This window comes from Streptomyces sp. NPDC001750 (assembly GCF_042892615.1).
Classification (GTDB): Bacteria; Actinomycetota; Actinomycetes; order Streptomycetales; family Streptomycetaceae; genus Streptomyces.
In genome coordinates, this window is the sequence record NZ_JBIAUE010000018.1 from 23,186 (window position 1) to 35,480 (window position 12,295).

Below are 12,295 nucleotides of genomic sequence, written 5' to 3' on the forward strand. Positions count from 1 at the left end.
CACGGTGCACGGCGCGATGGCTGGGGGCGAGGGGCGGGGGCAGTGAGGGCGTGGGCAGGATGTCAGGCACGGAGGCGGAGCCCCCTGGGGGTGGCCAGGAATCCGGCCGCCTCCAGGACGCGGCCGAGCGGGGACGTCAGCGACGAGGCGCCGTTGGTGCGCTCCACCGTGACCGTGCCGAGCGCCCCCGCGCGGGCGGCTTCCGCCAGCGCATCCGCTGCCGCGACGAGTACCGGATCCTCCGGATCGGTGGGCCAGGCCAGCAGCGACTTGCCGCCACGCTCCATGTACATCGCCAGTTCGCCGTCGACCAGCACCACCAGGGAACCCGCCTTGCGGCCCGGCTTGTGTCCGGCCCCGTCCGGCGACTCCGGCCACGGCAGGGCCGCGCCGTACGCGTTGGCCGGGTCCGCCGCGGCGAGCACCACGGCGTGGGGTGTCACGCCGGGCTCGGCCCGGTCGCGCGCGGTGGACACCGTGCGCAGCCGGTCGACCGCGCCGTCCATTGCGAACTGGGCCGCCCCCAGTCCTTCGACCACATAGCCGCGCCGGGCCTGCCCGTTGTCCTCGAACGCGGAGAGCACGCGGTACGCGGCGGAGAACCCGCCCTCGACCCCCTCGGCCTGCACGGCCCCGCGGGTCACCACGCCGTGGCGGTCGAGGAGCGTGCGGGCCAGGGCGTGAGCGCGGTGGGTGGGGTCGGGCTCGGCGGCGGGCAGCAGGGACCAGCGGCCCGAGACCGTGGGTGGTCCGGTGCGGGAAACGGGGCGGGCAGCGGCCGTGAGTGAGCCGTAACGCCCGCGCGGGACGTTCCGTCTTGCACGGTGGGCGGTCGATCCCGCCGTGCGGCCGGAGCCGAGGAGCGAGCGCAGCGGGGCGAGCGTGTCGTTGGTGAGCCGGCCCGACCAGGCCAGGTCCCAGACGGCGTCGGCCAGTTGCGGATCGGTGCAGTCCGGATGGGTGGTGGCGCGGACCTGGTCGGCGATCTGCCGGAAGAACAGGCCGTACCCGCCGCTCAGCGCCGTCAGAACCGATTCGTGCAGCGCGGTGAGTTCGAGAGGATGCGCCGGCGGGAGGAGCAGGGGTGCGCTGTCGGCGAGGTAGAGCGACAGCCAGCCGTCCTTGCCGGGCAGTGCCCCCGCGCCGGCCCAGAGGACCTCGCCGGTGGTCGTCAGCTCGTCCAGCAGCGCCGGGGTGTAGCCGCTCACCCGGCTCGGGAGGATCAGTTTCTCCAGGGCTGACGCCGGAACGGGCGCACCCTGCAACTGCTCGACGGCGCGGACCAGTCCGTCGATCCCGCGCAGGCTGTTGTCGCCCAGGTGCTGCCATAGCGGAAGGAAACCGGCGAGCGCGGCGGGCGGGACGGGTTCCAATTCGTGGCGGAGCGCGGCGAGCGAGCGTCGGCGCAATCGGCGCAGAACGGTGGCGTCACACCACTCCTGGCCGATTCCGGCGGGGTGGAACTCGCCCTGGACGATCCGGCCGGTGGCGGCCAGCCGCTGGAGGGCGCCGTCCGTGACGGCGGCGCCGAGACCGAGGCGGGCGGCTGCCCCGGCGGAGGTGAACGGGCCGCGCGTACGGGCGTATCGGGCGAGGAGGTCGCCGAGGGGATCCTTGACCGGCTCGGTGAACGCCTCCGGGACGCCGACCGGAAGGGCGGTGCCCAGGGCGTCGCGCAGGCGTCCGGCGTCCTCGATCGCCGCCCAGTGGTCCGCTCCGCCGATCCTGACCCGGATGGCCCGGCGCGCGGCCGACAGCTCCGCGGCCCACCCCGGCCCGGCACCCCGCTCGGTCAACTCGGCGTCGGTGAGCGGCCCGAGGACGCGGAGGGCGTCGGCGACCCCTTCGACATCCTTGACCCGGCGGTCGTCGGACAGCCACTGGAGCTCCCGCTCCAGCTCGGTCAGGACGTCCGCGTCGAGCAACTCGCGCAGCTCCGCCTGGCCGAGGAGCTCCGCCAGCAGATGGGAGTCGAGGGAGAGGGCCGCGGCCCGCCGTTCGGCGAGCGGCGAGTCGCCCTCGTACAGGAACTGGGCGACGTAACCGAACAGGAGCGAGCGGGCGAACGGAGAGGGCTCCGGCGTGGTCACCTCGACCAGCCGGACCCGGCGTGCTTCGAGGTCGCCCATCAGTTCCGTCAGCCCCGGAACGTCGAAGACGTCCTGGAGGCATTCGCGGACCGCTTCCAGGACGATCGGGAACGAGCCGAACTCCGAGGCGACCTGGAGCAGTTGTGCGGCACGCTGGCGCTGTTGCCAGAGCGGGGTGCGCTTGCCGGGGCTACGGCGAGGCAGCAGCAGGGCACGGGCCGCGCACTCGCGGAACCGCGACGCGAAGAGGGCCGAACCGCCGACCTGGTCCGTGACGATCTGGCCGATCTCGCCCTGATCGAACGTCACATCACCGGCTCCGACGGGTGGTTGCTCGCTGTCGTACGACAGGCCTGGCAACGGGGACGGGGACGGGGAGCCGGACGGGTCCTGGGCGGTGTCGAGGCCGAGGAGGTCCAGACCCATCAGATCGGCGTCGGGCAGCCGCAGCACGATGCCGTCATCGGCATGCATCACCTGGGCGTCCATGCCGTACCGCTCGGCGAGGCGGGCGCCCAGCGCCAGCGCCCACGGGGCATGCACCTGCGCGCCGAACGGGGAGTGGACGACGACCCGCCAGTCGCCCAGCTCGTCGCGGAACCGCTCGACGAGGATGGTCCGGTCGTCGGGGACGTGACCACAGGCGCGACGCTGTTCCTCGATGTACGACAGGGTGTTGTCCGCGGCCCAGGCGTCGAGCCCGGCGGCGAGCAGGCGCAGCCGGGCGTCCTTGGGCGGCATCCCGCCGATCTCCCGGAGGAACGCGCCCAGCGCCCGTCCCAGCTCCAGCGGGCGGCCCAGCTGGTCGCCCTTCCAGAACGGCAGCCTGCCGGGAACCCCGGGGGCGGGCGACACGAGGACCCGGTCGCGGGTGATGTCCTCGATCCGCCAGGAGGTGGTGCCCAGCGTGAAGACGTCGCCGACCCGGGACTCGTACACCATCTCCTCGTCCAGCTCACCGACCCGGCCACCGCCCTTCTTGGGGTCGGCCCCCGCGAGGAAGACCCCGAACAGCCCGCGGTCGGGAATGGTCCCCCCGGAGGTCACGGCCAGCCGCTGGGCACCCGGGCGGCCCGTGACCGTACCGGCGATCCGGTCCCAGACCACACGGGGACGCAGCTCGGCGAAGGCGTCGGACGGATAGCGGCCGGCGAGCATGTCCAGCACCGCCGTGAAGGCCGACTCCGGCAGCGAGGCGAAGGGCGCGGCACGGCGGATCACGGCCAGCAGGTCGTCCACCTGCCAGCTGTCCAGCGAGACCATCGCGACGAGCTGCTGGGCCAGCACGTCCAGGGGGTTGGAGGGGATCCGGAGTGCCTCGATGGCGCCCTCGCGCATCCGCTCGGTGACCACGGCCGCCTGCACCAGATCGCCCCGGTACTTGGGGAAGACCACCCCGGTGGAGACCGCGCCGACCTGATGTCCGGCCCGGCCGACGCGCTGCAGCCCGGAGGCGACCGACGGCGGCGACTCCACCTGGATCACCAGGTCGACCGCCCCCATGTCGATGCCCAGCTCCAGACTGGAGGTGGCGACCACGGCCGGCAGCCGTCCCGCCTTGAGGTCTTCCTCGACCTGGGCGCGCTGTTCCTTGGAGACCGAACCGTGGTGGGCGCGGGCCAGCAGCGCGGGAGCACCCTTCGCCGCGCCGGACTGGGCCATGATCTCGGCGGGGGAGTGCGCCTCCGGCAGCCGCCGTACGGAACCGCCCTCCCCGGGCGGGGCGCCGGGGGCCACGAGGACGGTGCCGGTGGCCCGCTCGTACGCGATCTCGTTGAGCCGGTTGCACAGGCGTTCCGCCAGACGGCGGGAGTTGGCGAAGACGATCGTGGACCGGTGTTCCTGGACGAGATCGACGATGCGTTCCTCGACATGGGGCCAGATCGACGGCTTGTCCGCCCGAGCCGCCCCGTCCGCGTCGGACACGGGGGAGCCGCCGAGCTCGCCCAGGTCCTCGACCGGAACGACCACCGACAGATCGAACCGCTTGGCGGAGGGCGGCTGGACGATCTCGACCCTCCGCCCGGGCGAGAGGAAACGCGCCACCTCGTCGACCGGCCGGACCGTGGCCGACAGGCCGATCCGCCGCGCGGGCGCGGGCAGCAGTTCGTCGAGCCGCTCCAGGGAGAGAGCGAGATGGGCGCCCCGCTTCGTGCCCGCCACGGCGTGCACCTCGTCGAGGATGACCGTCTCGACACCTGAGAGCGCCTCGCGGGCCGACGACGTCAGCATCAGGAACAGCGATTCCGGCGTGGTGATCAGGATGTCCGGCGGTCGGGTCGCCATGGAGCGGCGCTCGGCGGGCGGGGTGTCGCCCGAGCGGATGCCCACCCGGACCTCGGGCTCGGGCAGCCCGAGCCGCACCGACTCCTGGCGGATGCCGGTCAGCGGTGAGCGCAGATTGCGCTCGACGTCGACCGCGAGGGCCTTCAGGGGGGACACGTAGAGCACACGGCAGCGCTTCTTCGCGTCGGCCGGCGGCGGGACGGACGCCAGCCCGTCCAGGGCGGCGAGGAACGCCGCCAGGGTCTTGCCGGAGCCGGTCGGCGCGACGACCAGCACGTCCGACCCCTCGGCGATCGCGCGCCAGGCGCCCTCCTGCGCGGCTGTGGGCGCGCTGAAGGCTCCCGTGAACCAGCCGCGGGTCGCGGGGGAGAACGAATCGAGCACGGAACCGGCCATGTCCCCCATCGTGCACCCCACCACTGACAACGGGCCGTGACGGCCGTGGCCGACCGTGCCCGGCAGCCCGCGACCGTTCCGGGCACCGGACGGTCGACCGCCGACGACCACGCCGCCACCTGCGAGAATTCGTCCATGGGTGAGATACCGGAGCCGGGAGCGGGGGAGTGGGCGAGGCACTGGCAGTACGCGGAGCTGCCCGACCTCGATCTGCTGCGCGCCCGGTACGTGCGCCATGCCTTTCCGCGACACAGCCACGAGGGCTACGTCTTCGGCACCATCACCCACGGAGTGGAGGACGTGGGGCTGCCGGGCGGCACCGTACACGCGGGTCCCGGCGTCGTCGTCATGATCAACCCGGAGGTGCCGCACACCGCCCGGGCGGGTGTCCCGGAGGGCTGGGTGTACGCCACGCTGTACCCGTCCGCGCAGGTGATCAACGACATCGCGGCCGAGAGGACGAGTCTGCGCGGCACCGTCGGCTTCACCGAGACAGGCGTCGTGGATCCGTACGCGGCCCGGCTGATCGGCGAGGTGCACCGCGCGGCCGAGGAGGGCAACGCGCTCGCCGCGGACACCGTGCTGCGCGTCATGGTCGCGCGGCTGCTCGGCCGGCACGGCGGCGTGCTGCCGACGCGCGCGCCCCGCTCGGCCGGTGCGCTTCACGCGACGCGTGCCCGGGCCGTGCTGGAGGACCGGATGATCCGCCCGCCCACGCTGGACGCGCTGGCCGCGGAACTCGGCACCGGTCCGTTCGCGCTGCTGAGGGCCTTCAAGAAGCAGTACGGGATGCCGCCCCACGCCTGGCTCACCGATGCCCGGGTGCGGGCCGCGCGCCGGTTGCTGGACGCGGGGCGACCGCCCGCGGAGGTGGCCGCCGAGGTGGGCTTCACCGATCAGCCGCACCTCAACCGTCATTTCACCCGGATCGTGGGAGTGCCCCCGGGCGCGTACCAGCGCGAACGTGCAGGAACGTACAAGACCGGTCCCGATCCGGGCACGTAGCGTTCCGGACGTGGCAGAACAGATAGCACTCCCAGAAGGCCACGGCGAAGCGGCCGGGACGAGCACCCATGCGCCCGATCCGAGGGCGCGCACGACCGGGTCGGAGACGGATGCCGTTGGCATGAGGGCGGATGCGGCCGGTCCGGAGGCGGACCCGGTCGGTCCGAGCCCGGATGTGACCGGTTCGAGGTCGAATGCGGCCGGTTCGTCGACGGACGTGACCGGACCGAAGCCGGACGCGGCCGTCGTACGTGACGCGCTCGGTGTCGGGACGGCGGTCGGGCTCTCCGGTTTCGCCTTCGGCGTGACCGCGGCCGGTTCCGGGCTGAGCCTGCTGCAGACCTGCGCGCTCAGTCTCGCCGTCTTCACCGGCGCCTCGCAGTTCGCCCTCGTGGGAGCCCTCGCGGCGGGAGGCAATCCGTACACCGCGGCCGCCGGAGCCTTCTTCCTCGGCGTACGCAACTCGTTCTACGGCCTGCGGTTGTCGCAGCTCCTCGCGCTCCCGCGTGCGTTGCGGCCCTTCGCCGCCCAGTGGGTCATCGACGAGACGACCGCCGTGACCCTGTCGCAGCCCACCCGGCGGGCCGCGAGGATCGGCTTCGCCGTCACCGGGCTCAGCCTCTACGTGCTGTGGAACCTGACGACACTGCTGGGCGCCCTCGGCGCCGAGGCACTGGGAGACACCGATGCCTGGGGGCTGGACGCGGCATCACCGGCGGTCTTCCTCGCCCTTCTCGCGCCGATGCTGAAGAGCACGACGGAGCGCGTCACCGCCGCGCTCGCGGTCCTGCTCGCGCTCGGGCTGCTGCCCGTACTGCCCGCAGGCGTCCCCGTCCTGCTGTCCGCGCTCGCCGCACCCGTGGTCCTCTTCCTGCGCGGACGCGGGAAGGGAGGGCCCTCCCAGGGACGCGGCAAGGGCACGACCCGGGGTACGGCCATGACGGAGGCGAGCCGGTGAACGTCTGGATCGCCATCGCGCTGACCGCCGTCGGCTGCTACCTCGCCAAACTGCTCGGCCTGCTGGTGCCCGCAGGGGTGCTGGAACGCCCGCTCACCCGGCGGCTCGCCGCACTCCTGCCCGTGGCGCTCCTGGCCGCCCTCACCGCACAGCAGACGTTCGGCGACGGCCGGGGCCTGACCCTGGACGCCAGGGGCGCGGGGCTCGCGGCAGCGGCGCTCGCCCTGGCGCTGCGCGCTCCCTTTCTCGTGGTGGTGGGCACCGCCGTGGCCGTCACGGCGCTGGTACGCGCCCTCGCCCCGGCACTCGGGTGACAGCCGCGCGGGCGACGACCCGACCGACGGGCCACTCGTGAGCGACGGACGGGCCGGAGCGACGGTCGGGTCATGAGCGATGGCTGGGACATGCGCGACGGTCGAACCACGAGTGACGGGTGGGCCATGAGCGGTGGTCGGGGTGCGCCGGGCCGCGTGGCGTCCCGCGTGGCGTCCTGCGTGGGGTGCACCGCGGCGACACCCGGGCGTTCTCAGCCGATGTCGCGCCCGTGGGCCCGCAGGGTCAGGAGTGCCTTGAGGGTCACGAGGGGCCGCCCCTCCAGGGCCGTCCCCGGGGCCCACCGGCGCCAGTTCACCGGCCAACCGCCGTCCGTCTGCTGCTCGGCCGCGAGATGGTCGAGCGAGCGTTCCAGCTCCTCGTCGGTGAACCAGGCCCGCGCCAGCGAATCGGGCGTCCGGGCGTAGTCGTACGGGAAGTGCTGCTCGCCCGGCGCGTACCCGGCCGCCACCGGGTAGTCCGCACGCCGCTCCGGATTCAGCACGACGAGCCGCTGTTCCCGCACCAGCCGCCCCAGCCGGTCGGCCGCCGCCTCGGCACGGGCCCGGTCCGGAGCGCCGTCCAGGAAGGCGAGCGCCGCCTCGATCTCGTACGGATGCGACCGGTCCAGGGCCTCGACCGCCGACCAGCAGAAATCGGTGGCCCGGAACAGCCAGGCGTGCCACACCGCGTTGCGGTGCAGGAGCCCGACCACGGGGCCGGTGGCCAGCAGCTCCGCGGGCGGATCGTCGACGATCGGGATGAACGGCGCGGCCGGGTAGCCGCGCTGTGTCGGCAGCAGGGCGGGCAACGCCCCCTCCTTGGTCGACACATCGGTCAGGAAACGGCAGATCCGTTCCACCCGTGGCCCGCCGCAGCGGCCGACCGAGTCGAGGACGTTGAGGGCGTGCGCGATGTGCAGCGGCTGACTGACGGGTCCGCGCAGATCCGGTTCGAGCGCGTGCCCGTATCCGCCGTCCTCGTTCAGGTAGGCGGTGAGCGCGGTCTCCACGGCGTCGGCGCTTCCTCCCAGGAAGTGATGGGCGAACCGCCGCTGTTCCAGGACACGGGCCGTGAGCCAGATGAACTGCTCGGCACGGTTGAGGGGACTTGTTCCGGTTCCAGCCATGGACCGACCGTAGGGCGGTAAGCGCTCTCGGCAAGCCGTAGCGGTCGGGCTGCACCCTCAGGAGCGGGATACTGAGGTCATGCGGTTGACGATTTTCTGGGAACGGATGGCGGACCACTTCGGCGCGGGGTACGCCGACTCCTTCGCACGCGATCATGTGATGTCCGAACTCGACGGGCAGACGGTGCACCAGGCGCTGGCCGCCGGCTGGGAGGCGAAGGACGTCTGGCGAGGGGTCTGCGCGGCGGTCGGCATCCCCGCCGACAAGCGCTGATTCCTCCCCATCAGGCGCCGGACCTGTGGCCGTTGCGCGGGGCGGACCGCCGTTTGTCACCGTGGTGGGTGAGACTGGAGCGGTGCCATCTGCAGACGAGACAGCCCAGACAACCCAGACAGTCGCCACAGGCCCGACGGCTCAGCCCCAGGCGGCGCCCCACACCCGGACCGCTCCGTCGGACCCGTCGGTGGCGTCGGCCGGCCACCGACCGACGACCCGTATGCCTGTGTGGCTGCCGCGCGCCATGGTGCTCGCCCTGGCGCTCTACGCCTGCTTCCGGCTCGGCAGCTGGGCGTTCGACCAACTCGTCGGGCTGCTGATCAACGTACTGATCGCGTTCTTCCTGGCGCTCGCCATCGAGCCCGCGGTGAGTCGCATGTCCGCACGTGGAATGCGCCGCGGCGTCGCCACCTTCCTGGTCTTCCTCGCCGTGCTGATAGCCTCCACCGGCTTCGTCGTGCTGCTCGGCTCGATGCTCGCCGGCCAGATCGTCGACATGGTCGAGGAGTTCCCGAAGTACCTGGACTCGGTGATCAACTGGGTCAACCAGAACTTCCACACCGAGCTGTCCCGGGTCGAGGTCCAGGACAGCCTGCTGCACTCCGACTGGTTGCAGAAGTACGTCCAGAACAGCGCGAGCGGAGTGCTCGACGTCTCCACCACCGTGCTCGGCGGGCTCTTCCGCCTCCTGACGGTCTTCCTGTTCTCGTTCTACTTCGCCGCCGACGGCCCCAGGCTGCGGCGCGCCCTGTGCTCGGTCCTGCCGCCCGCCAGACAGGCGGAGGTCCTGCGGGCCTGGGAGATCGCGGTCGACAAGACGGGCGGTTACCTCTACTCGCGCGGCCTGATGGCACTCGTCTCCGGAATCGCGCACTACATCGTGCTGGTGATCCTCGGCGTTCCCTACGCGCCGGCGCTCGCCATCTGGGTCGGCCTGGTCTCCCAGTTCATACCCACGATCGGCACCTATCTGGCGGGAGCCCTGCCGATGCTGATCGCGTTCACCGTGGACCCCTGGTACGCGGTGTGGGTGCTCGGCTTCGTCGTGGTCTACCAGCAGTTCGAGAACTACGGCCTGCAGCCCAAGCTCACCTCCAAGACCGTCGACATTCATCCGGCCGTCGCGTTCGGATCGGTCATCGCGGGTACCGCGCTGATGGGCGCTGTGGGCGCGTTGATCGCGATCCCGGCCGTCGCCACCCTCCAGGCGTTCCTCGGCGCGTATGTGAAGCGGTACGACGTGACGGACGACCCCCGGGTGCACGGCTCCCGTCGGCGACGCGGTGAGGCGCCGTTCACCCGGCTGCGCCGCTTCTGGCGGACGGACGAGAACGACACGGGCCACGACGCCCGGGCCGGTGCCGGGGAGGCGGAGAGTCCGGAGGGCGCCTGACCGGGGAAGGGGGCGCCGGGAGGCCCGGAAGTGCCCCGGGGTGCGTGACGGCGCGGCCGCGCGGGCGCCCGGCGGTCCCGGCCGGGCACGTTGCCGCTGCGCGGACCGATCACGCCTTCCCGGCTGCGCGAGCCTCCGGGCCGGAGCCGGAGACCGGCACCCGGATCACCGGAGGTCACGGACGTCGTGTCAGGAAGACGAACTCGCGTCCTGGCCGGTGGGGGCATCGCGAACGTCCGCGATCGGCCCTCGACGGCAGGGGACGGGGCACGACGACAGAGGTCGTCACAGGAGGTGGCCCGGTCCGGCGCGGTGCGCTTGACACTGAAATCGAACATCCATTCTTATGGGATTCCGGCCGCGTTTTCCCGGGCCCGACCGTGGAGTTATCCACAGGCCGGGAGGACGTCGAGGCCCATTGTCAGTGGCAGGGGTTAGCGTCTTTGACGTGAAGCGATCGACACAAGCAAATCGGGTGGAACCCATGGCAGGAACCGACCGCGAGAAGGCGCTGGACGCCGCGCTCGCACAGATTGAACGGCAATTCGGCAAGGGCGCGGTCATGCGCCTCGGCGAGCGGCCGAACGAGCCCGTCGAGGTGATCCCCACCGGGTCCACTGCTCTCGACGTGGCCCTTGGCGTCGGTGGTCTGCCGCGCGGCCGTGTGGTGGAGGTGTACGGGCCGGAGTCCTCCGGCAAGACGACGCTGACACTGCACGCCGTGGCGAACGCGCAGAAGCAGGGCGGCTCGGTGGCCTTCATCGACGCGGAGCACGCCCTCGACCCCGAGTACGCGAAGAAGCTCGGCGTCGACATCGACAACCTCATCCTGTCCCAGCCGGACAACGGTGAGCAGGCCCTCGAGATCGTGGACATGCTGGTCCGCTCCGGCGCTCTCGACCTGATCGTCATCGACTCCGTCGCCGCGCTCGTGCCACGCGCCGAGATCGAGGGCGAGATGGGCGACTCGCACGTGGGTCTCCAGGCCCGCCTGATGAGCCAGGCGCTCCGCAAGATCACCAGCGCGCTCAACCAGTCCAAGACCACGGCGATCTTCATCAACCAGCTGCGCGAGAAGATCGGTGTGATGTTCGGCTCCCCCGAGACCACGACCGGTGGCCGGGCGCTGAAGTTCTACGCCTCGGTGCGCCTCGACATCCGCAGGATCGAGACGCTGAAGGACGGCACCGAGGCCGTCGGCAACCGCACCCGCGTCAAGGTCGTGAAGAACAAGGTCTCGCCGCCCTTCAAGCAGGCCGAGTTCGACATCCTCTACGGGCAGGGCATCAGTCGCGAGGGCGGTCTGATCGACATGGGTGTGGAACACGGCTTCGTCCGCAAGGCCGGTGCCTGGTACACCTACGAGGGCGACCAGCTCGGCCAGGGCAAGGAGAACGCTCGTAACTTCCTCAAGGACAACCCCGACCTCGCCAATGAGATCGAGAAGAAGATCCTCGAGAAGCTGGGTGTCGGCGTCAGGGCGGAGGACAACGTCGCCGAGACCGGCTCGGGAGGCGGCGCCGCGGCTCCGGCGGAGAGCGCGAAGGCGGTGCCTGCTCCGGCCGGCAAGACCAAGCCTGCCAAGGCCGCGGCGGCCAAGAGCTGACCCATGACGCGTCGTACGGAGTGGCCGGTCGGCGCCACGGAGCCGGGCGCCGACCCCGGTTCCGGGTTCGCCGTCGGGCATCTCGCCGGGTGCGAGGACGAGCACGGGTACGAAAGCGCGTACGGGTACGAGGAAACGTACGGGCCGGAGGCTGGGGGCAGCCATGGTCCGGGCCCGGGACCCGGTTCGGCCTCGGGTTCCGGCGAGGGGGCGGCGCGTCGTGTCCGCTCCCGTTCCAGAAGCAGCGGTTCCCCCTCCTCGTCGAGGGCCGAGAAGGGGGAACCGCGAGATCCGGTCGAGCAGGCCCGCAACATATGCCTGCGGTTGCTCACCGGGACCCCACGCACCCGGAAGCAGCTCGCGGATGCCTTGCGCAAGCGGGAGATCCCGGACGAGGCGGCCGAGCAGGTGCTGTCCCGCTTCGAGGACGTGGGTCTGATCGACGACGCCGCCTTCGCGGATGCCTGGGTGGAGTCCCGGCACCACGGCCGGGGGCTCGCCCGCCGGGCGCTCGTCCGTGAGCTGCGCACCAAGGGGGTGGACTCGGCCGTGATCGACGAGGCGGTCGGGCAGCTCGACGCGGAGCGGGAGGAGGCGACGGCCCGTGAACTGGTGGCGCGCAAACTGCGTTCGACTCGCGGGCTGGACCGTGACAGACGGCTGCGTCGCCTCGCGGGCATGCTCGCTCGCAAGGGGTACGGGGAGGGCATGGCGCTGCGCGTGGTGCGTCAGGCGCTGGAGGAGGAGGGGGAGGACACGGAGGGGCTGGACGAGCCGTTCTGATCGGCGCCGGACGGTGGTGGGTGATGTGGGGTTCCGAGAGGTCCGCATGTGACGGCAGTC

The 12,295-nt window shown here is 72.1% G+C and carries 9 protein-coding genes; 7 read left to right on the forward strand and 2 right to left on the reverse strand.

Annotated features, from left to right (window positions below; genetic code table 11):
- Nucleotides 1-62: 62 nt before the first annotated feature.
- Entirely contained in the window at nt 63-4,772 is a 4,710-nt protein-coding gene (locus tag ACFYY6_RS25310) for a DEAD/DEAH box helicase (RefSeq protein WP_351623960.1), read from the reverse strand.
- Nucleotides 4,773-4,907: 135 nt separating this feature from the next.
- Here ACFYY6_RS25310 and ACFYY6_RS25315 point away from each other — a divergent pair, with 135 nt between their 5' ends.
- The 3 genes from ACFYY6_RS25315 to ACFYY6_RS25325 all read left to right on the forward strand — a co-directional run bounded on the left by ACFYY6_RS25315 (nt 4,908) and on the right by ACFYY6_RS25325 (nt 7,049).
- Nucleotides 4,908-5,777 (forward strand): AraC family transcriptional regulator, encoded by an 870-nt coding sequence (locus tag ACFYY6_RS25315; RefSeq protein ID WP_360112979.1) that lies wholly within the window; start codon nt 4,908-4,910, stop codon nt 5,775-5,777.
- Between the two features lie 121 nt (nt 5,778-5,898).
- Nucleotides 5,899-6,735 (forward strand): AzlC family ABC transporter permease, encoded by an 837-nt coding sequence (locus ACFYY6_RS25320; protein ID WP_389195296.1) that lies wholly within the window; start codon nt 5,899-5,901, stop codon nt 6,733-6,735.
- Complete coding sequence (locus ACFYY6_RS25325) at nt 6,732-7,049, forward strand: AzlD domain-containing protein (RefSeq protein ID WP_351516230.1); 318 nt, start codon at nt 6,732-6,734, stop codon at nt 7,047-7,049. Before ACFYY6_RS25320 ends, ACFYY6_RS25325 begins: the two co-directional genes overlap by 4 nt.
- A gap of 212 nt (nt 7,050-7,261) precedes the next feature.
- Here the strand turns inward: ACFYY6_RS25325 and ACFYY6_RS25330 are convergent, their stop codons facing one another.
- A complete protein-coding gene (locus ACFYY6_RS25330) occupies nt 7,262-8,176 on the reverse strand; it encodes a hypothetical protein (protein ID WP_351516232.1) in 915 nt (304 codons plus the stop codon).
- A gap of 79 nt (nt 8,177-8,255) precedes the next feature.
- On the opposite strand from ACFYY6_RS25330, the gene ACFYY6_RS25335 reads away from it, so the two are divergent.
- The 4 genes from ACFYY6_RS25335 (at nt 8,256) to recX (ending at nt 12,235) form a co-directional block, all read left to right on the forward strand.
- Entirely contained in the window at nt 8,256-8,450 is a 195-nt protein-coding gene (locus tag ACFYY6_RS25335) for a DUF3046 domain-containing protein (protein ID WP_351516234.1), read from the forward strand.
- Nucleotides 8,451-8,673: 223 nt separating this feature from the next.
- Nucleotides 8,674-9,846: an AI-2E family transporter gene (locus ACFYY6_RS25340; protein WP_351623956.1), complete on the forward strand. Its 1,173-nt coding sequence runs from the start codon at nt 8,674-8,676 to the stop codon at nt 9,844-9,846.
- A 484-nt stretch (nt 9,847-10,330) separates the two neighbouring features.
- The gene (recA, locus tag ACFYY6_RS25345; protein ID WP_351516236.1) at nt 10,331-11,452 is read left to right on the forward strand and encodes a recombinase RecA; all 1,122 of its coding nucleotides are present in this window, start codon (nt 10,331-10,333) and stop codon (nt 11,450-11,452) included.
- A 3-nt stretch (nt 11,453-11,455) separates the two neighbouring features.
- Nucleotides 11,456-12,235 (forward strand): recombination regulator RecX, encoded by a 780-nt coding sequence (gene recX / locus ACFYY6_RS25350; protein WP_389195299.1) that lies wholly within the window; start codon nt 11,456-11,458, stop codon nt 12,233-12,235.
- Nucleotides 12,236-12,295: the final 60 nt, after the last annotated feature.